This is a genomic window from Aliirhizobium smilacinae, assembly GCF_006335145.1.
Lineage (GTDB): Bacteria > Pseudomonadota > Alphaproteobacteria > Rhizobiales > Rhizobiaceae > Neorhizobium > Neorhizobium smilacinae.
Genome location: NZ_VDMN01000005.1, coordinates 186,163 through 206,336, shown reverse-complemented (window position 1 = coordinate 206,336; position 20,174 = coordinate 186,163). Strand labels below are relative to the sequence as shown.

Sequence of the window (20,174 nt, the reverse complement as noted above, 5' to 3'; positions counted from 1 at the left end):
CCGTCATTTCCATGAACTCCGTCCACACCCCGGTCGCGCCTCAAACCGGCGTCCAGCCAATGGTCTCGTTTCGCGACGTGCATAAAAGTTTCGGCGCACTGGAAGTGCTGAAGGGCATCGACCTCGATGTCATGCCGGGCCAGGTCGCGGCGCTGATCGGCCGAAGCGGATCGGGCAAGAGCACGGCTCTGCGCTGTATCAACGGGCTGGAGAAGATCAATGGCGGTGAGCTGACCGTCTGCGGCCGCAATCTGCGCGCCCGCGATTTCGAACTGCGGGACCTGCGCAAGGAGGTCGGCATCGTCTTCCAGAGCTACAATCTCTTCCCGCACCTGACAGTCGAACAGAACGTCACCCTCGCACCAAGAAAGGTGAACGGTCTCGACGCAGCCCAGAGCCGGGCCTTGGCTGCCGAAGTGCTGGAGCAGGTCGGGTTGTCGGACAAGGCTTTGAGCTATCCCGAACAGCTTTCCGGAGGCCAGCAGCAGCGCGTCGCGATTGCCCGCTCGCTCGCCATGCGCCCGCAACTGATGCTGTTCGATGAGGTTACATCGGCGCTCGATCCGGAACTGACGGGCGAGGTTTTGCGCGTCATCGGCAAACTCGCGGCCGGCGGCATGACGATGGTGCTCGTCACCCACGAAATGGCGTTTGCCCGGCAGGTCGCCGATCTCGTCGTCTACATGCATCAGGGCCGTGTCTGGGAAGCCGGCAAGGGCACGATGCTCGACGATCCGCAGACCGTTGAACTCAGGCAGTTCGTCGGTAGCGGGCTGTAAAACGGATCGGATTTGATTTTGCCGCCGTCATGGGACGGCGGATGGAGGAGGAGAAAGCATGAATATCAAACTGTCTCGCCGCGTCCTGTCCTGCGGCCTTGCCATGACTGTATTGCTCGGCGGTGCTGGAGGAGCATTCGCCAACGCGCTCGAAACCATCAAGCAGCGCGGCCGCATCCAGATCGCCGTTGATGTCGGCCATCCGCCTTACGGCATGCTGGACGACAAGGCACAGCAGACCGGCCTCGACATCGATACAGCCAAGCTGCTGGCGAAAGATCTCGGCGTCACGCTTGAAGTTGTGCCGGTCTCCGGTGCAAATCGAGTGCCGTTCCTGATTTCCAACAAGGTCGATCTTGTAATCGCTTCCTTCTCGATCACCGAGGAGCGCAAGAAGGTCATCACCTTCTCGAAACCTTACGGGGTCATCCCAGTGGTGATCCTCGGCCCCAAGGCCGAAGACCTGAAGGATGCCTCCGGCCTTGACGGCAAAAGCGTTGCGGTCGCACGCGGCACCACGGCCGATATCGAGCTGACCAAGGCGGCCAAGGAAAAAGGCGTGACAGCGAATATCGTCCGTTACGAGGACGAGGCGACCACCAATACCGCGGTTGGCACCGGCCAGCAGGACTACATGTCGGCAGCTCTTTCGACCGCCCAGGCTGTGGCCGATCAGAATCCAAGCCGAAATCTCGCCATCAAGGTCGAACTGGCCGCCTATCCGATGGCCGTCGGCATGCGCCAGAAGGAACCTGAGCTCGAAGCCTGGGTCAACGAATGGATCACAGCGAACCTCAAGAATGGCGAGCTGAACAAGGTCTACCAGCACTACTTCAAGCAGTCGCTGCCGGAAGAAATGCTCAATCAGTAAGCCGGACGGCTTTTGATACCATAAGGCAGGCCCCGCGCGGCCTGCTCCAATTCCCTTACATTTCAGGAGAGACTATGAAGCTGGTTCGATATGGAGAGCCGGGCGCGGAGCGCCCTGGCATCTTGGATGACGAAGGTCGCATACGCGACGTAAGCAGCCTCGTTGCGAATTTCACCGGTGATGCTCTATCGCCGGCAAGCCTTCAGCGGCTTCGCAATTCTGACCTTGGTGCCCTGCCCGCCGTAGAAGATGGTGTGCGGCTCGGCTCCTGTGTGGCGAAACCCGGGCATTTCATTGCAATCGGTTTGAACTATGTCGATCACGCGCATGAATCCAACATGCCAATCCCAAGCGAGCCAGTCGTATTCAGCAAGGCGCCATCCTCTATCTCGGGTCCAACCGACGATGTCGTGATGCCGGAAGGATCTGAGAAGTCGGACTGGGAAGTGGAGATCGCGATGGTGATCGGCACCGCCGCATTCAACGTTTCCGAAGCGCAGGCGCTCGATCACGTGGCGGGTTTCTGCGTCTGCAACGACGTGTCCGAACGCTCTTACCAGATCGAGCGCGGCGGCCAGTGGATCAAGGGCAAGAGCCTGCCGACCTATGGCCCCATCGGCCCCTGGCTCGTCACTCGTGACGAGATTGCCGATGTCCAGGATCTCGGTCTCTGGCTCGATGTCAACGGCGAACGCCGGCAGACCGGATCAACCAGTTCGATGATCTTTTCGCTTGCCCATATCGTCTCCTATCTGTCGCGCTTCATGCGGCTGGAGCCCGGCGACATCATCACCACAGGCACACCGCCCGGCGTCGGCATGGGCATGAAACCGCCGACCTATCTGAAGCGCGGCGATGTGATGACGCTCGGCATCGATGGCCTAGGCGAGCAGCGGCAGACCGTCCGGTAACAAATATCTCTGCGGTATTGGCTGCAAAATGACCCGTCGAACTCATGCGTCATGAGCTATGTTCATGGCGCGTGTGACACAATCGTTCGACGATGCCCGTGTCCACCTTGGTCGAGGGCATCATTCTGCTTGCCTTGATAAATCCACGTGTTCTGCCGAAAGTGTCCTAGCTTGCCAATTCAGGCACTTCTCCGCCGACAATGCGATCAGAGAAGGAGATTTTGGAGACGCCGTAACGGCTCAGAAGTTCTTGGTCCTCGTGCGAGCGGAATTCGGCCTGTTCTGTCGGCGAAGAGTAATATTTTCCGATCAGAATTGGCAGGCGCACCATCTTCAGACCCTTTTGCTGGATTGCGCCCCAAAACAGAGTATCTCCAATCGATTTGATGATCGATCCGTCATTGAAATAGCTCGGATAGTATTTTCCGATCGCCGCGGCATGCCACAATGTTGCCGGACCAAAGGTGCCGCGCTCGCCGGATCCTGAGCCCAGCCTGAGACGCTGGTGCGGCTTGGGCGGCCAGTCCGGCACGAACTCGGATGCCACGAGCAGTGGCGCCTTGAACGGCTGGTCGAGATGAGAATGATCGAAGGCAATCAGCCACTCGCCGCCAACAAGGGCAGCAGAAGAAGCACAGGAAGCACCGACCATCATCTCTACCGCATTGGTGGCCAGGCGATCGTCAAGGTTGAGGTTCATGACATAGAACGACTTGTTGAGCGCCACCGCTGCAGCCCATGCTTCGTAAATCGAAAGCGGGCCTGAAAACACATAGCAATCCGCGTCGAGCCAATCCGGCGGCGTATCGCCATTATCAAAGATGTAGAGTATGCGCACGCCAATGCTCTGACGGCGCAGATTGATATAATGTGACTTCAACAGATCGAGCTTGTTATGCTGGCGATGCCAGACCGCGCAGTACACAGTAACCAGCGCGCCTTCGAAATCGCTCTGCGTCCTCACTCGGGTATAATGCATCTCGGGGAATTCCTTCGCCGTAAGGTTCGCGCATGGCACAAGCGTCATTTACTGATTTCGAGGCATGGCATGCGTCGGGCGTTCGCGTCAATTGCCAATGGTCACGTTTTCTGGGGGGCGACCGACGAGCGTTCGCACCCCGATATGTGGGTGTATTTTCTGCGTTGCGAAGCCATTCGTCACGCATAACAAGGGTATTGGATGCAGCAGACGTTCGGCCTCACTCCTCATTGCCTGCGGATTCCGGTGGGGCGCCTGCTCCACAGAGAGTATGATCAATGCGCGTCCTGGTAACCGGGGCGGGCGGAATTCTGGGACGGCATGTCATCCGGCACCTGACACGTTTGGCCCCCGATACCGAAGTGATTGTCAACAAGGCCGATTTGACCAGTCTCGATGCAGTTAGGGCGCAGCTTGCCGCATCGCCATCAATCGACAAAGTCATCCACCTTGCAGCTCTCGTTCCTGTAGCTTCGGTCACTGCCGAACCTGCGCGCGCCTATGCTGTCAATGTCGGCGGTACGATCAATCTCCTTTCCGCTCTGGAGGGAAAAAACACCTCTTTCTTGATATGCTCATCAAGTCACGTCTACGCGCCGTCCCCGAAGCCAATCCGCGAGGATGCTGAAAAAGCACCGGCATCATTTTATGGCCGCACGAAATGGCAGGCCGAAAGTGTAGCTGCCGACATATGCGAGGCCATCGGCCGACCTTTTCTCGCGACGCGCGTGTTTTCCATTCATGACCCAGCTCAAACTGGTTCTTTCCTGCGCCCGTCCATAGAGCGGCGCCTGGCCAGCGAAGACCTACGGCAACCTTTCGAACTGCCCGGTGGCGATAGCGTCCGCGATTTCCTGCCGGCCGAGAAAGCTGCCGAATACGTCGTTCGTCTCGCCCTTTCCTCTGCAACCGGTCCGGTCAATGTCGCATCCGGCAAGGGTACGACCATCCGCGATTTTGTTCAGGGCCTAAATCCGCACCCTCTCGAAATACGTGCCACTGGTAGCGCCGACACTCTCGTCGCCGATATTTCCCGGCTTAGACAGATCCTAGGAGACCTTGATGTCTGAGACTGTTTCCATCGTCATCCCAACTTTCAACCGTGCCAACATGCTGCCCCTGGCGATAGAGAGCTCGTTGAACCAAACAAGACCAGTGGAGGTCATTGTCGTCGATCATGGATCGACCGACGAGACCCCAAGAGTGGCCGAGGCCTATGGCGACCGAATCCTCTATATCCGCCGCGAGCGCGACTTCGGGCCGCATTTTTGCTGGCTGGAGGGCGTGCTGCATGCGAAAGGTGAACTGGTGCATCTGCAGTATGACGATGACTGGATCGCTCCGAACTTCATCGAGGCCTGTGTTTCCGTTATTGCCGAAGACACCGGATTCGCATTCAGCGGTGCCGATGTCGTCGATGGGCCGGGCCTTCCGACGAAGCTGCGCCAATTTGTTGAATGGCTTCCCGAAACTGGGATATTCCCGGTCGAGGCAGTCGAGAAACAGATCCTCGGCTCGCTGATCTCGCCCGGCGCGGCGGTCTATCGTCGCCAGATCCTGATCGATGCGCTCTATCAGGGTCGCCTTCCACTGCAGACAAACGAGTATCGCGGCGTTGGCCCCGATGCCTTCATTACCCTGCTTTCGATGCTGCGTTATCCGAAAGTCGGTTTCGTGCGCGAGCCACTTGCCTTTTTCCGAGCGCATGAAGGTTCCATCACGATCGACGCCTTTGCGTCCGGCGAAAAGACAGCAAAGCTGCGTGCCGCCTATGCTGAGGTCACCCGCTATTATCTCGAAATGAAAGTGATGCGCGCGGCGCGTATCAGGGAGGCATCTTAATGTCTGGACTTCGTCCTATCCGCCTGGCTGAAGAAACCATTGCCCAGGAAGAGCTTGAAGCACTCTCCGAATGGATGCTCGCAGGCAACCGGTTGACCAAGGCCGGGCAGACGCTCGCCTTCGAAGAGGAGTTTGCGATCTGGATGAACAGCCGCCATGCGGTCTATGTGAATTCCGGTTCGTCAGCCAACCTTCTGATGATCGCCGCGCTGAAAGAGGCAGGTCGTCTACGCAATAACAAGGCTATCGCTGCCGGCGTCAGCTGGGTCACGACCGTCTCACCGCTACTGCAGCTCGGCTTCGACGTTCGCCTGTGCGATTGCGATCCGAATTCGCTCGGCATCGATCTCAATCATCTGGAGGACCTTTGCCGTACCGATCCTCCGGCGCTGCTGATTCTCGTCCACGTTCTCGGCCACACTGGCGACATGGATGCGATCCGCGACATCTGCCAACGCTATGACGTCGTGTTGCTGGAGGATTCGTGCGAAGCACTTGGTTCGACCTACAAAGGCCGCAAGCTCGGCTCGATCGGCACTGCTGGCAGCTTTTCGTTTTATTACGGCCACCATATCTCGACCATCGAGGGCGGCATGGTGGTGACTGACGACAGTGATCTGCACCAGCTCATGCTTTCGCTTCGTTCACACGGATGGAGCCGCGATCTCAGGCCGGAATTGCGCAAATCGCTGGCCGACGACAACGGCATCGACGAGTTCAAGAACCTCTACACGTTCTATCACGCCGGCTATAACCTGCGCTCTACCGACCTTCAGGCTTTCCTCGGACGTTCCCAGTTGAAGAAGCTCGATCATATCGTTGAACGCCGTCGCTTCAATTTCGAGCTGTACCGCAAGGCATTGCCCGACTTTTTTTCGCAGTCCGGCGATACTGAAGTCCTTTCGTCCTTCGCTTATGGTACCTTCATCGAAAACAGGCTTGAAACCTACAAGCATATCAACGCGCTGGATATTGAATGCCGTCCGCTGATCTGCGGTAATATTGGGCGCCATCCCTTCTGGCTTCGAGACCATAAGCAGCTTGCGCTGCCGAATGCTGACAAGGTGCACGATTACGGCATTTACCTGCCGAACCATCATAACCTGAACGAGGCGGACATCGCGCGCGTGGCTGAGGCCTTCGCTGCTGTCGCCCGTCCCTGCTGAGGAACGACGATCATGACCAATAAGGATGCGAAACGCGCACTTATAACCGGCGTTACCGGACAGGACGGTTCCTATCTGGCTGAACTCCTGCTCTCCAAGGGCTACGAGGTACACGCCATCAAGCGCCGCTCCTCCAGTTTCAATTCCGGGCGCATCGATCACCTTTACGAAGACCCGCATGAAACCCATCGCCGTTTTACGTTGCATTATGGCGACATGACCGATTCCACCAACCTGATCCGTATCATTCAGGAAGTGCAGCCGGACGAAATCTATAACCTTGCTGCACAGAGCCATGTGCATGTGAGCTTCGAGACGCCAGAATACACGGCGAATGCTGACGGCATGGGCACGTTGCGCATCCTTGAAGCATTGCGGATTCTGCACCTGGAAAAGAAGACGCGTTTCTACCAGGCATCCACATCGGAACTTTACGGCAAGGTGGTAGAAACGCCGCAGAAGGAAACGACTCCTTTTTATCCGCGCTCGCCCTATGGCGTCGCCAAGCTTTATGCCTTCTGGATTACGGTCAACTATCGTGAGTCCTATGGCATGCACGCGTCGAACGGAATTCTCTTCAACCACGAAAGCCCGCGTCGTGGCGAAACCTTCGTGACCCGCAAGATCACCCGCGCTGTTGCGGCAATCACCGCCGGCGATCAGGAGCGGCTATATCTTGGCAATCTCGACGCCAAGCGCGACTGGGGCCATGCTCGCGATTACGTTGAGGGCATGTGGCGCATCCTCCAGCAGGACGAGCCTGATGATTACGTGCTGGCCACCGGTCGCACTGTCAGCGTGCGCGATTTCGTCACCACCGCCTTCAAGGTTGCCGGTGTCGAGGTCGAATGGAAGGGCGAGGGTGTGGACGAGCGTGGCTATGAGCGCGGTACCAACCGTTGCCTCGTCGAGGTCGATCCGCGATACTTCCGCCCGACGGAAGTCGATCTCTTGCTGGGCGACCCTACCAAGGCCAAGGAAAAGCTCGGCTGGGTGGCGACAACCACGCTTGAAGAGATGATCACGGAAATGGTCCAGTCCGACATTAGCGAACATGCGAATTCCGCCCATCAGAGGGACAAGGACTGACCAATGAGCCGCTTGTTTGCGCTTGAGGGAAAAAGGATCTGGGTGGCCGGCCATCGCGGCATGGTCGGCTCGGCGCTCGTGCGGCTTCTCTCCAGGGAGAATTGCGAGGTGCTGACTGTGCCTCGCAGCGAGGTGGATCTGCGTGATCAGGCTGCAACACGCCGCTGGCTCGCGGATACAAAGCCGGACGCCGTCATCATGGCGGCTGCGCGCGTTGGCGGGATAGCCGCCAACAGCGCTTCTCCGGTCTCCTTCCTCTATGACAACCTGATGATCGAGGCGAATGTCATCGAAGGTGCGGCACGCGCCGGAGTGGAAAAACTTCTCCTTCTCGGTTCGACCTGCATCTATCCGCGTGATGCAGAACAGCCGATCCGTGAAGAATCCTTGCTGACAGGCCCGCTGGAAAAGACCAACGAATGGTACGCCATTGCCAAGATCGCCGGCATCAAGCTTTGCCAGGCGTATCGACAGGAGCAAGGGCTGGATTTCATTTCGGCCCAGCCCACTAACCTTTATGGTCCCGGCGACAATTACGACCTGGAAACAAGTCATGTCCTACCGGCGCTGATCCGCAAGGCACATGAAGCCAAGGTGAGAAAAGCCGACAGACTGACGATCTGGGGCAGCGGCAACCCGCTTCGGGAATTCCTGCATGTCGACGACCTTGCCGAGGCCGTCGTCTTCCTGTTGCGCAACTACTCCGATGCCCTACCGGTCAACATTGGTTCGGGAGAAGAGTTTTCGATCGCGGATCTCGCGCATCTCGTTTCCGATACCGTCGGCTTCGAGGGTCCGCTCGCCTTTGATCGCTCACGACCGGATGGCACGCCGCGCAAGCTTGCAGATTTAACTCGTCTGCACAGCCTCGGCTGGGACAATGCCCGGCCGTTGAAGGTTGGTTTGCAGCAAACCTATGAGAGCTTTCTCACCACACAAGGCGTATGATTTTCGAAGCCAGGATTTTAAGAAGCCGTGTTTCTGCCGGATGACGACAGATACGCTCAGGCCTTCCTGCGCATCATCAACATCAGAAACGGCGCGCCGATAAGTGTCGAGACGAGACCGGCCGGGATCTGATAAGGCGAGACGATCGTCCGGCCGACGAAATCAGCGGCCACCATGAGACCCCCGCCGATCAGAGCGGCACCGATCATTTGCGGCATGGCTCGCGTCAGGCCAGCTTCCCGCGCGAGATGCGGCCCCATGAGACCGACGAAGGACAAGGGGCCGACGGTGAGAGTTGCCGCCGCGGTCAGCAATCCGGCAAGCCCGAAAAGCGCCAATCTGGATTTCGCCAGCGGTATGCCGACCGCTGCAGACGGTGCAGGCCCGAGCGGCAGGATATCGAGCCAGTGCCGCGCAGCAAGCGCTGCGGCGATGAGAATGGTGGCAAACGCCACTTCCGCGATGGCCGACGTGCCATCCACCAGATAGGTCGAACCGCTCATCCAGCGCATCAGCAGAACCGCGCGCGGATCGCCCGTCGAACTCAATACGCCGACAACCGCATCGACCATCGCACTGAGCGCAATACCGGCCAGCAATACCCGTTCCGGAGCAAATCCGGATCGGCGGGCGCCGAGCAGGATGATCGAAACAACGATGATCGCCCCGATCATGGCAAAAGCGAACTGCCCGGAAAAGCCGGGGGCAATGGCAAAGAGGGCGACAGCAACACCGAATGTTGCGCCGGCACTGATCCCCATGACCTCGGGACTGGCCATCTCGTTGCCGGTAAGCCGCTGGAGGATCGAGCCGGCGACGGCAAGCATGGCGCCCGATGCCAGCACGGCGAATATTTTTGGTGTCCTGATGGCCAGAATATCCCGCGAGTAATCACCAAAAACGAGCACCCAGCTACCATCGACCCCTCGCCCGACAAAGATGCTGATCAACAGCAAGAAGACGAGAGCGACAGCCGCGACGGCGATCGGCACTTTTGCATCCCAGCGTCGCGCTCGTTTCCATACCGGTGCGGCCTGAATCCTGTGGCGGATCTTCAGCCGCGGCAGAAGCGCCAGAAGCAGGGGCGAACCGAAGATCGCCGTGACCGCTCCGGTCGGCAGGAACTCACCAAAGCCGCCCGCGACGAGCTGCAGGACGGAATCCGCAAAAAACAGCAGCCCAGCCCCGATCAGAGGGGACCAGAAGATCAACTGTGCAGGACGCCGCGCACCGGCTAGTCGCGCGATGGTGGGAGCCACCAGTCCGATGAAGCCGATGACACCAACGGCGCTCGTTACGAAGGCGGCAAGCGACACGGCGCAGGCGATGACGACGACACGCAGTCGAACCAGCCTGACCCCGAGCGCAGATGAACTGCTCTCGCCAAGATCGATCAGGGACAGCGGCCGGATGACCAGGCCGCAGATGATGGCGACAACAGCCAGCTTCCAGACCAGCGACAAAGGAATGACCCAGCTCTGCTGCGCCAGCGATCCGGCCCCCCAGATGAACAGGCTGGCCAGGTATTTCTGGTTCAGATAGGTCAGGATTGCCGCCAGACCGCCGCACCACAGGCTGAGGACAAGGCCCGAAAGAACCAGCGAATAGGGCGAAAAACCTCGGCGCGCCCCGAGGCTGACGACGATCACCGCCGCCGCCGCGCTACCGATCAAGGCGACGACATCACGACCGGCGCCGAGCAAACCCGGCAGAAACAATGAAGTCACGACGATCGCCAGGTTTGCCCCGGCCGAAACGCCGAGTGTCGTCGGATCGGCAAGCGGATTGCGCAAGACCTGCTGGAACAGGGCACCGGACAAGGCAAGCGCCGCACCCGCAAGCAGCGCCGTCGCAAGCCGTGGAAGCGTCGAATAATAAAGCACCATCCGCTCGATATCGTAGCCCGGAGCAACCGGCTCTGACAGTGACGGCGCAACGAGAAACCAGGATGCCGCCCCGCCTGCGCAAAGCAGAAAAAGGGCCAAAAGAGCAGGCCCGAAAGTGTCGCGACGGGATGCGGTCATGCGTCTTTTTCCAGAAGATCCGTCACCAGGGCGGCAAAACGCATCGCCTCGTTGACCATGCCGAACATCAGCGCCGGCGGGAGAATGGACATATGGCCGGGCCGCGAAAACGGAAGGCTTTTCCAAAGCGGACTATCGGCCAGTTTCGGCAGCACATCCGGCGGAACGGGATCGAACGCGATCAGGCGCGCGGCCGGATCGGTGATCGTCGACAACTGCTCGATACCGATTGTCTCGAAACCCCAGTAGTTCGATTGCTTCTCCCAGGCGTTGCGCACGCCGATACGCTCAAGCGCGTTGTGAAACAGGCCGGGCGCCGAATAGATACGGGCGTGACGGGCATCCATGAAATTCACCAGTACGACCGGAGGCACATATCTGCCCGCCAGACGCTGGCGGCAGGTTTCGAATAAGGTATCGGACCGCGCCAGAAACTGCTCTGCCTGATCTTCCCGGCCAATCTCGGTTGCGAGCCTGCGCGTCGCAGTGATGGCTGCCGGAAGGATAGGACCGCCACCTGGCATAAAAACTTCCAGCCGGACAACCTTTGCAATCGGCTGGAGCTTGGGCAGGAGATCGTCGAGATAAGGCGTCGTCAGGATGATATCCGGCCTCAGCTGCACGAGTATTTCGAAATTCACCTCGTAGGCACTGCCGATATCGACGACCGATTGCGGCATTTCTGGTGCGACCACCCACCTGCCCCAGTCGGCAAGGTCGGAAATCCCGACAGGCGGCAATCCGAGCGACAGGAGCGTCGAGGCCAGCCCATAGTCGAGGCTGACGATCCTCTGACCGGCCACTTCGGCAAACAACGGCGTCGGCATCACCGTTGCCGCCGCCGCGCATTGCAGAAATGATCGTCGCAAGATCGCCATCATCCCTGTACCTCAGCGAGCATAGGCGAGCGGATGGGACAGGCTCGATGTGGCAATGACATCCATGTCTATTCCGTAAATGGCCCGAAGCGTGTCGGGCACGAGAATGTCGGCAGGCGTTCCACTTGCGACCACGCGGCCGCCTTTAAGCGCATGGATCCGGTCACAGAAGCGGGCGGCCATATTGATATCATGAAGAACGATGATAACGCTCCTGCCGCCCTCATGGGCCAGCCGCCGCACGAGCGACAGCACCTCGATCTGATGAGCGATATCGAGCGCTGCGGTCGGCTCATCGAGCAGCAGGCAACGCGCATCCTGGGCAATCAGCATGGCTATCCATGCACGCTGGCGTTCTCCGCCGGACAGCGTGCCCACCACCCTGTCGGCAAATCTGCCTATATGTGTCGCCTTGATGGCTTCCTCGACCTTTTTCCGATCGATCGCAGAGAACCGGCCGAGCGCTCCATGCCAGGGATAACGCCCGCATCCTACGAGTTCGCGGATCGTCATCTCCGATCCGGTGCTCAGATCCTGCGGCAGATAGGCAACGGAACGTGCGAAATCGCGCCCATCATAATCCTTGAGATCGCGACCAGCATAGGCGACCGAGCCGGTGGTCGGGGTCAGCTGCCGTGCCAGGATTTTCAGCAGACTGGATTTGCCCGACCCATTGTGACCGACCAGGGCCACCACTTCTCCTGCCGGAAAATCGAGACCAACATCCGACAGGATCGCATTTCCATCGATCGAAAGACCGACCTTGTCGATCGCAAAGACTTGCGTCGTATCAAGCGCTTCGTGTGCGAGCTGAACCGAGGTCATGCCGCCCGTCTTATGTCGAGGAGAACATACAATGTGCGGCTGCCGGTTTTACCACTTATACTTCAGCGAACCCAGGACAGTGCGGCTTTGGCTGGTATAGCAATAACCGTCCGTGCACACCTGCTCGCGCCGGTCAGCGAGATTGGTAGCGCTGACCGAAAGGGACAGGCCCTTGAGGTCTGGAGTAGTGGCACCAAAGTCGTAAGACAGTGCGGCATCAAGATAAGCTACTCCGGCGTTCTTGCCGGTATTCGCGTCGCTGGTGAAGGAATCACTCATCGCGCGTATGCCGCCGCCGATGCTAAGGCCCGCCAATGCAGTGTCCTCTGGCACAGCGTAGTTCACCCATAGAGACGCAACGTGACGCGGTACAGTCGAAGGCGCGTTGCCAATCAATGATGCGTCGATATTCTCTGTGACTTCGGCATGAGCATAGGTGTAGGCGGCAATCAGGCTGATGCCGTTATCAAATTCGGTGCGCCCTTCGAGCTCAAAGCCTGTATATGTGTTTTCCCCGGAATTGTGGGAAAACAGGTAGCTCGGGATATCATACTGAGGCTTACCGGTTTCGACCAACCGATAGACAGCGCCGCTCAAAGAGTAGTTCTCGCCCTCGGGCTGGTACTTCACACCAACTTCGATCTGGCGGCCCTTGGTCGGGTCGAGCACGGAGCCATCGGCTGCAAGCGCCGTAGAGGGGACGAAAGACGTGCCGTAGCTAACATAGGGCGCAAGGCCGTTGTCAAAGAGGTAAAGCAGCCCCACCTGGCCGGAGAGGACGCCGTCATCTTTCTCGCTGGTCGAGCCGCCGGCACCCTTCACAGTGGACTCCTGATGCGCCCAGTCATAACGAAGACCCGCTACAGCACGCCAATTGCCGAATTCGATCTGGTCCTGGGCATAGATGCCAGTCTGGTTGAGGTCGCTACCAGTGAAATAGTTGAGGTCCGGAATTGTGACGTCCGAGCCAGGAGTGCCAGGCGCTACGCTGGCGCCGCCCATGGCGAAGTCCGACGTGACCCCGGTGTAGTCAAGGCCGGTGAGTAGCGTGTGTGAAAAGCTGCCGGTATCGAACTTGCTTTCGAGCTGGTTGTCTATTTGATAGGTGCGCATGTCATCCGTCACCGAAGTCGTCGGCCAAGTGCCATCCGTATTGACGTTGACGCGATCAAGATAATGCGCCTTTAAGTCTACATCGCCGATGCGGGCATTCTGGCGGAAGGTCAGGCCGTTATCGAACTTGTGCTCGAGCTGATAACCGAGCTGATATTGCTCCACCTTCTGACTGTTGAAGTCCGGATCGGTATAAAGGAAGACATCCTTCCCCTGCAGATAGCTCCAGGCGCTTGCGCCAGTCTCGCCTTTTTGTGCCAGACCGTAGACGGTTAAGGTCGTATCGTCGCTTGGCTTCCAGGTGAAGGATGGCTGCAGGAGATATCGATCATCGGGAATGTCGTAGCTGCCTTCACCCTCGCGGACGAGTCCGACTACGCGATAGAACAGTTCGTCGTTAATCGGCCCACCAAAGTCGAAGGCCGCTTGCTTGCGGCCAATGGTGCCGTATTGCAATTCGACTTCGTGATGTTCTTCTTCCAACGGCAGCTTGGAGATGCGGTTGACGATACCCGCAGCGCTCGCCGCACCATACATCACCGAGACCGGCCCCTTCAGGATCTCGATGCGATCCAGCGTATAAACTTCGGTGGCGAATGAGCCGTAGGTCATGATCGGCTGTCGCAGACCGTCGCGAAAGTCTCCGGTGGTCGTGGTTTCGATGCCGCGGATGTAGATCTGGTCAAAACGCGGATCGTAGCCGAAGGCGCCGGTCGTGACACCGGAACTGTAGCGGGCCGCTTGGATCATGTCAGTGACAGCGCGCTGCTCCATTTCCTCGCGGGTCACCACAGAAATGGAGCGCGGTGTCTCAACCAGCGGCGTATCGGTCTTTGTGGCTGAAACGGTGCGCTTGGGCACGATCGTGTCGTTATCTTCGCTGATCGTCTGGGCGCCGCCTTGGAGAACGATGGGTGCAAGTTGCGTCGCATCACCAGTCGCATCCTGCGAAAAAGCCGTCATCGGGATGAACGCAGTAGTCATCACGCCGACGAGCATTGAGGAGCCGAGAAGGCGACGGCGCGCAGGGAACTGGTAGGTAGAGAGCGTCATTGCCCGATCCTTTTGACAAGCGGCAGAGTGAATTGAGTGACCCGAAAAGGCCACGACGGTAAGGGTCGCGAGAAATGTCGCCGGGCGACATAGCTCACCGGCAGCACCAATAAGAGTTCGATTTCTCGCGATCAACAAAATATGATAAATTAAATCATCTTTCGCGAAGGCGGCGTAAATATGTCACTGATATGGCAGAGCATAAGCCCGATGGTGGCCGAGAATGATGATCATTGGTGGATCGCAAACGCGATGCCGACTGCACGGTTGACGGCCGGTCCAAGCACGGACATATGCGTTTCCCCGGCAAAAACCTCAAATTCCGTGCGGATTCCGTCCGCTGAGCCGTTCAGGCGCTCCGCCATCTCCGTTGCCAGTGCAACAGTTCTTTCCGTTTTCCTTTTTTCAAGGCGGGCCGCTGCATCCTCGTTCCGGTACTGGAACGGTGCCAGCTCATCCCCCTCGTACTCACCCGCCGACAGATGCAGAAACGGTGTATTGCCCGGTGCAGCCTGACGCCGCGCTTCGTTGTTGAGGATCTCGCTCCCCTCCCAGTAGATGGTCGGGCTAGCGGCAATCCAGCTGGCGAACAGACCCGGCCGTTCGAAAAGAGCGAAAAGTGTAAAGAGGCCTCCGAACGAGTGACCAAAAAGCGATCGCCGCGCCGGATCGAGCCGAACCATGCCGGCAATTTTGGGAATCACTTCGTTCTCGATGAAGTCGAGCAGCTCGCCGGTTCCGCCGATCAAAACCGGAGGGCCGCCCTCAAAATACGGCGGATAGGACTTTACCGGCGGCGGCCCGAGATCCCAGGCCCGGCGAAGTGGATTATAGGGCTCGCCGGACGGATAACCGATCGCTGCGACAACACCCCAGCCGACATTCGTCGCAGCCGGATAGGGCGCCTGCGTGACAAGGCTGGAGACGGCAAAAGGAAAGGTCGCATTGCCGTCCGTCGTTACCAGAAGGGGCCAGCCGCCTGCAGGCGGCTCCCCGGCCGGAACATAGAGGAATATGCGATAGGGTTCGCCGCCCACGGACGGAACCAGATCGAAAAAACACGTGCCGGGCATCGCGTAGATTTCGGTACCATCGACCATGCGTGTCTCCCAATCGGCTTTGAAGCGAAGACCTGATGGCTAGGATAGGAGCCCATGGCGCGGCAAGCCGCGCAGCCAAAATCTGGAGAAAAGCCCACAGGTTTTTACTCACCCACATTTGCCGGGTACCGGGCGCAAGTTGCATTAAGGCCCACAAGTCATTCAAATGTCATATCGCGGGACTAGGAGGGGTTGTGGTTTTCACATGTCCGTGAGGGGAATATGCGCACACTTTTTTCCGCGTTGGTCGCTACGACCATTCTTGCCGGCGCCGCTCAGGCTGCCGAAATTTATCCGCTTGATCGCGCGACGATCCTGACCGGCTCGCCATTCGATTTCAAAGCCGAGTTCAGTGCCGTCGTAAAGCCTGAAGACGTCAAGATCACCGTCAACGGCCAGGATTACAAGGCAGCACTCGGCAAGGAAGTCGAGTTCGTCGCCGAGGAAAAGAACAAGGACAAGGTCCTTGGTTCGGCCGTCATTCTGCGCGGCGTCACGCTCGCCAAGGCCGGTGACTACAAGGTCGAGGTTTCGGCCGGTTCCGAAACCAAGAACGTGACCTGGAACGTTTACGGCACGCCTGAACAGGCAAAGGCCAAGAACGTCATCTTCCTGATCGCCGACGGCCTTTCGGTTGCTCATCGCACGGCAGCCCGCATCATGTCCAAGGGCATGACCGAAGGTAAGGCCAACGGCCGTCTCAACATGGACGACGTGCCGCCGGTTGCCTTCGTCGGCACCTCCGCTACGGATGCCGTCGCCACCGATAGCGCCAACACGATGTCGGCCTACATGACCGGCCACAAGACCGCCGTGAACGCCATCGGCGTCTACGCCGATCGTACGCCTGCCTCGCTGGACGACCCGAAGGTCGAGACGCTCGCAGAAGCCCTGCGTCGCCAGACCAAGAAGTCGATCGGCATCATCTCGACTGCCGAACTGCAGGATGCAACGCCGGCTGCCGTCGTCGCCCATACCCGCAAGCGCGGCGACAAGGCCGAGATCAACGGCATGCTGTTCGACGTGAAGCCTGACGTCCTGCTCGGCGGCGGTTCCGCCTACTTCCTGCCGCAGGCAACTGCCGGTTCCAAGCGCAAGGATGACAAGGACTATATCGCCCTGTTCAAGGAGGCCGGTTACACGCTGGCAACCAGCAAGAGCGAACTGGCAACGGCTGCCGGCACCAATACCGGCAAGATCCTCGGCCTATTCCACACCGGCAACATGGACACCACACTCGACCGCGAGTTCCTCAAGAAGGGCACCGTTTCCAAGTTCCCGGAACAGCCCGGCCTCGTCGAAATGACCAAGGTGGCGCTCGACAACCTGTCGAAAAACCCGGAAGGCTTCTTCCTGATGGTCGAAGCCGCGAACGTCGACAAGATGTCCCATCCGCTCGACTGGGATCGCGCCGTCGTCGATACGATCGAATTCGACAAGGCCATCGGCGCTGCTCGCGAATTCGCTGCCAAGAACCCCGGCACGCTGATCGTCGTCACCGGCGACCACACCCACGGCGTCTCCATCATCGGCACGGTCGATGACGACAAGCCGGGCACCGAAATGCGAGAAAAGGTCGGCACCTATGCCGAAGCCGGCTTCCCGAACTATGAAGACAAGGACGGCGACGGTTATCCGGATAAGGTCGACGTCTCGCGTCGCCTGTTCCTGAACGCCAATAACGGTCCGGACCATTACGAAACCTTCCGTCCGAAGCTCGATGGCCCGTTTGCGCCGTCAATCCAGAACGAAAAGAAGGAATACGTCGCCAACGAACAGTACAAGGACGTTCCCGGTGCAGTTCTCGTCACCGGCATCATCCCCAAGAGCGCCGATAGCGGCGTGCATGCTGTCGACGATATCGTTCTGCAGGCAGAAGGCCCCGGTGCCGAAGGCTTCCGTGGCTACATGGAACAGAGCGATGTCTACAAGGGTCTGGCCGAAGCTTTCGCCCTCGGTGCAAAGCAGACCAACTAAGATATAAAACCGTGAGGGCACGCCGTTATCGCGGCGTGCCCTTGCCGATTTTCGGGCCTTGTCTCGCAAGTCCTAACGTATCACGATGAACCTGTATTTTCGAAGAAGGAGAACGGGGATGGACAAGCTTCGCAGCGCGACATTCAGCCGCCGCCAGACCCTCGGCCTGATTGCCAGCGTGCCCCTGATTGCAGCGGGTAGCCGGGCCGAAGCAAAGAGCGACATCACCTTCGACGAACTGTACGGCAAGGTCAGTGTTCTCGGACTGGAATTTTCCGAAAAGGTCAAACAGCTGAACGGCAAGGACATCGCCATGCGCGGTTTCATGGCGCCGCCACTGAAAGCCGAAGCCCAGTTCTTCGTGCTCACCGAAATCCCCATGTCGATCTGCCCCTTCTGCTCCACAGATGCCGACTGGCCGGACGATATCGTCGTTGTTTATCTCGGCGAAAAGCAGACCTTTACCCAACCCAGCCAGACGATCGAAGTACGCGGCAAGCTCGAAATGGGCTCATGGACGGATCCGGAAACCGGTTTCGTCAGCCTGCTGCGCATCCGCCAGGCAGAATACGCGACGGTCTGAAACATGCTCCCCCTCAAGATCGAAAGTCTCGCCGTCTCCTTCCCCGGTCTGGCGACACCGGTGCTCGCCATCGATAATCTCGCGATCGCTGCCGGCAGCCGGATCGCGCTGACTGGCGGCTCCGGTTCGGGCAAAAGCACGCTCATCAATATCATCGCGGGTCTGGAGCGCATCCGCACCGGGCGTGTCGTCTGGGGTGAACAAAACCTCGCCGATCTTTCAGAAGGCAGACGCGACCGCTGGCGGGCCGCCAATATCGGCCTTGTCATGCAGGATTTTCATCTTTTTCCGGGCCTTTCGGCGTTGGACAACATCCTTTTACCCGCCCGCCTGTCGCGCGTCGCAAGTGCCGACGTCATCAAACGCGCCCATATGCTGCTCGACACCGTCGGCCTCAAGCGCCCGGAGCAACATGTCGAAACAATGTCACGGGGCGAGATGCAGCGTGTCGCGATTGCCCGCGCGATTCTGCGCAGACCCGGCGTGATCATCGCCGACGAACCGACCGCCAGCCTCGATCTCGAAAGCGGCGCGGCCGTCGGCGATCTTCTTCTTTCCGTCGCGTCCTATGCCGGTTCGACGCTGATCATCGCCACCCATGACCAGCGTCTCGTCGAACGCCTCGATCGCCGCCTGTTGCTCAAGGGCGGCCGTATCACCGGCGATACCGATCACAAGGAGATCGCGGCATGATCGGCTTCATCCTTGCGGACCTGCGTCGCCTGTGGCTGGGCGGTGCGGTGGTGATTCTGTTGGTGGCATTGGCGACCGCGCTCGGCGTTGCCGTCACGCTGCAGGAGCGCTCGCTGCGCCTTGGAAGCGCCCGTGCCGCCGACAAGTTCGATCTCGTCATCGGTGCTGCCGGCAGCGAGACCCAGCTGATCCTCTCCTCCATCTTCCTCCAGCCAGCGCCGCTGCCGCTGGTCGATGGTGCAGTTCTTTCCAAGCTTGCAGCCGATCCGCGCGTGGCCTGGGCCGCACCGGTCGGGTTCGGCGACAGCTTCGCCGGCTACCCCATTGTCGGCACCACGACCAGTCTTGTCAGCAGCACGACGAGCGGGTTCACCGAAGGCAAGATGTTCGCGCTGGAAGGTGAAGCGCTCCTTGGTGCTGCGGTAAACTTGCCGCTGGGTGCCGAAATCAAGCCGATGCATGGAACGGCAGAAACCGGTGGCAACACCCATGCAAGCCCCGCCTACAAGGTCGTCGGCAAGCTGCAGCCGACCGGCACGCCGTGGGACCGTGCCATTCTCGTACCGATACAGGCTGTGTGGCATGTCCACGGTCTGGGCGAGGAGCACGGTCATCACGACGAAGGCGAGCATCATGAGGGCGAGGCAGGTCAGGCCGAGCCTGTCGCCCAGATCTCTGCCTCGCAAGGACGCAAATACGCCCTCGCGCTCGGCGCGGCGTCATCCAGGCATGTCGAAGAAGAACACCACGGCAGCGTCGATCCCGATGCGCCGATCGTCGAAACCTTCGGCGCCGGCACGCCCGGTCTTCCAGCGATCCTCGTCAAACCGAAAACGATCGCCGATGCCTACCGTCTGCGCCAGGAATATCGAACCGGCAGCACGCTCGGTGTCTTTCCAGGTGAAGTGCTGACCGGGCTTTATGCCACGCTCGGCGATGCCAAGATGGTGTTGAGCGCGGTTGCCGCTGGCTCTCAAGGGCTTGTCGCCGCGGCATTGGTTCTGGTCACGGTCATCCATGTCGGACAAAGGCGCCGGCAGATCGGCGCATTGCGGGCATTTGGCGCACCACGCGGCTCCGTCTTCCTGATCGTCTGGCTGGAACTCTTCGTGCTGGTCGCGCTTGGCGTCGGCATCGGCTTTCTGCTTGGGCTCGGTGCGGCCCATATCGGCTCGCAAGTGTTCACCGCCAAAAGCGGCGTTATCCTGCCAGTCGGGTTTACCCGCGAAGATCTACGACTGGCGCTGATCCTGCTTGGGTTTGCCGCCGTTCTCGCAGCAGTACCTGCACTGCTTGCCTACCGTCAGTCCCCGGCAACCGCCCTGCGCGCCTGAATGGCGCGC

18 protein-coding genes are annotated in these 20,174 nt (G+C 59.2%); 12 read left to right on the top strand and 6 right to left on the bottom strand.

Going from position 1 to position 20,174, the window contains the following annotated elements:
• Positions 1-11: 11 nt before the first annotated feature.
• The 3 genes from FHP24_RS20890 to FHP24_RS20880 all read left to right on the top strand — a co-directional run bounded on the left by FHP24_RS20890 (position 12) and on the right by FHP24_RS20880 (position 2,561).
• Positions 12-779 carry an amino acid ABC transporter ATP-binding protein gene (locus FHP24_RS20890; protein ID WP_139678352.1) on the top strand — a complete coding sequence of 256 codons (768 nt, stop codon included), beginning with the start codon at positions 12-14 and terminating at the stop codon, positions 777-779.
• Between the two features lie 58 nt (positions 780-837).
• Positions 838-1,650 carry a transporter substrate-binding domain-containing protein gene (locus FHP24_RS20885; RefSeq protein ID WP_139678163.1) on the top strand — a complete coding sequence of 271 codons (813 nt, stop codon included), beginning with the start codon at positions 838-840 and terminating at the stop codon, positions 1,648-1,650.
• 74 nt (positions 1,651-1,724) lie between these two features.
• Positions 1,725-2,561, top strand: a complete 837-nt coding sequence (locus tag FHP24_RS20880) for a fumarylacetoacetate hydrolase family protein (protein WP_139678162.1) — start codon at positions 1,725-1,727, stop codon at positions 2,559-2,561.
• Positions 2,562-2,727: 166 nt separating this feature from the next.
• On the opposite strand, the gene FHP24_RS20875 is transcribed toward FHP24_RS20880, so the two are convergent.
• Positions 2,728-3,540, bottom strand: a complete 813-nt coding sequence (locus FHP24_RS20875; protein ID WP_139678161.1) for a glycosyltransferase family 2 protein — start codon at positions 3,538-3,540, stop codon at positions 2,728-2,730.
• 278 nt (positions 3,541-3,818) lie between these two features.
• Here FHP24_RS20875 and FHP24_RS20870 point away from each other — a divergent pair, with 278 nt between their 5' ends.
• Genes FHP24_RS20870 through FHP24_RS20850 form a run of 5 tightly spaced genes read left to right on the top strand, consistent with a single transcriptional unit; the run spans position 3,819 to position 8,585 of the window.
• A complete protein-coding gene (locus FHP24_RS20870; protein ID WP_139678160.1) occupies positions 3,819-4,610 on the top strand; it encodes an NAD-dependent epimerase/dehydratase family protein in 792 nt (263 codons plus the stop codon).
• Positions 4,603-5,382: a glycosyltransferase family 2 protein gene (locus FHP24_RS20865; RefSeq protein ID WP_139678159.1), complete on the top strand. Its 780-nt coding sequence runs from the start codon at positions 4,603-4,605 to the stop codon at positions 5,380-5,382. The genes FHP24_RS20870 and FHP24_RS20865 overlap by 8 nt, the downstream gene beginning before the upstream one ends.
• Positions 5,382-6,548 carry a DegT/DnrJ/EryC1/StrS family aminotransferase gene (locus tag FHP24_RS20860; RefSeq protein ID WP_139678158.1) on the top strand — a complete coding sequence of 389 codons (1,167 nt, stop codon included), beginning with the start codon at positions 5,382-5,384 and terminating at the stop codon, positions 6,546-6,548. The genes FHP24_RS20865 and FHP24_RS20860 overlap by 1 nt, the downstream gene beginning before the upstream one ends.
• A 12-nt stretch (positions 6,549-6,560) precedes the next feature.
• Positions 6,561-7,637 carry a GDP-mannose 4,6-dehydratase gene (gene gmd / locus FHP24_RS20855; RefSeq protein WP_139678157.1) on the top strand — a complete coding sequence of 359 codons (1,077 nt, stop codon included), beginning with the start codon at positions 6,561-6,563 and terminating at the stop codon, positions 7,635-7,637.
• A 3-nt stretch (positions 7,638-7,640) separates the two neighbouring features.
• Positions 7,641-8,585: a GDP-L-fucose synthase family protein gene (locus FHP24_RS20850; protein ID WP_139678156.1), complete on the top strand. Its 945-nt coding sequence runs from the start codon at positions 7,641-7,643 to the stop codon at positions 8,583-8,585.
• Positions 8,586-8,641: 56 nt separating this feature from the next.
• Here the strand turns inward: FHP24_RS20850 and fhuB are convergent, their stop codons facing one another.
• The 5 genes from fhuB to FHP24_RS20825 all read right to left on the bottom strand — a co-directional run bounded on the left by fhuB (position 8,642) and on the right by FHP24_RS20825 (position 15,578).
• A complete protein-coding gene (fhuB, locus tag FHP24_RS20845) occupies positions 8,642-10,609 on the bottom strand; it encodes a Fe(3+)-hydroxamate ABC transporter permease FhuB (protein WP_139678155.1) in 1,968 nt (655 codons plus the stop codon).
• Positions 10,606-11,487 carry an iron-siderophore ABC transporter substrate-binding protein gene (locus FHP24_RS20840; protein WP_139678351.1) on the bottom strand — a complete coding sequence of 294 codons (882 nt, stop codon included), beginning with the start codon at positions 11,485-11,487 and terminating at the stop codon, positions 10,606-10,608. Before FHP24_RS20840 ends, fhuB begins: the two co-directional genes overlap by 4 nt.
• A gap of 12 nt (positions 11,488-11,499) precedes the next feature.
• Positions 11,500-12,312 carry an ABC transporter ATP-binding protein gene (locus FHP24_RS20835; protein WP_139678154.1) on the bottom strand — a complete coding sequence of 271 codons (813 nt, stop codon included), beginning with the start codon at positions 12,310-12,312 and terminating at the stop codon, positions 11,500-11,502.
• Positions 12,313-12,360: 48 nt separating this feature from the next.
• Entirely contained in the window at positions 12,361-14,478 is a 2,118-nt protein-coding gene (locus FHP24_RS20830) for a TonB-dependent siderophore receptor (RefSeq protein WP_139678153.1), read from the bottom strand.
• 230 nt (positions 14,479-14,708) lie between these two features.
• Positions 14,709-15,578 (bottom strand): alpha/beta hydrolase, encoded by an 870-nt coding sequence (locus FHP24_RS20825; protein WP_139678152.1) that lies wholly within the window; start codon positions 15,576-15,578, stop codon positions 14,709-14,711.
• 222 nt (positions 15,579-15,800) lie between these two features.
• Here FHP24_RS20825 and FHP24_RS20820 point away from each other — a divergent pair, with 222 nt between their 5' ends.
• The 4 genes from FHP24_RS20820 to FHP24_RS20805 all read left to right on the top strand — a co-directional run bounded on the left by FHP24_RS20820 (position 15,801) and on the right by FHP24_RS20805 (position 20,165).
• The gene (locus FHP24_RS20820) at positions 15,801-17,555 is read left to right on the top strand and encodes an alkaline phosphatase (RefSeq protein WP_139678151.1); all 1,755 of its coding nucleotides are present in this window, start codon (positions 15,801-15,803) and stop codon (positions 17,553-17,555) included.
• Between the two features lie 118 nt (positions 17,556-17,673).
• Positions 17,674-18,138 (top strand): hypothetical protein, encoded by a 465-nt coding sequence (locus tag FHP24_RS20815; protein ID WP_139678150.1) that lies wholly within the window; start codon positions 17,674-17,676, stop codon positions 18,136-18,138.
• A gap of 3 nt (positions 18,139-18,141) precedes the next feature.
• A complete protein-coding gene (locus FHP24_RS20810; RefSeq protein WP_139678149.1) occupies positions 18,142-18,831 on the top strand; it encodes an ABC transporter ATP-binding protein in 690 nt (229 codons plus the stop codon).
• Positions 18,828-20,165 (top strand): FtsX-like permease family protein, encoded by a 1,338-nt coding sequence (locus FHP24_RS20805; protein WP_139678148.1) that lies wholly within the window; start codon positions 18,828-18,830, stop codon positions 20,163-20,165. Before FHP24_RS20810 ends, FHP24_RS20805 begins: the two co-directional genes overlap by 4 nt.
• The last annotated feature ends 9 nt before the right edge of the window (positions 20,166-20,174 follow it).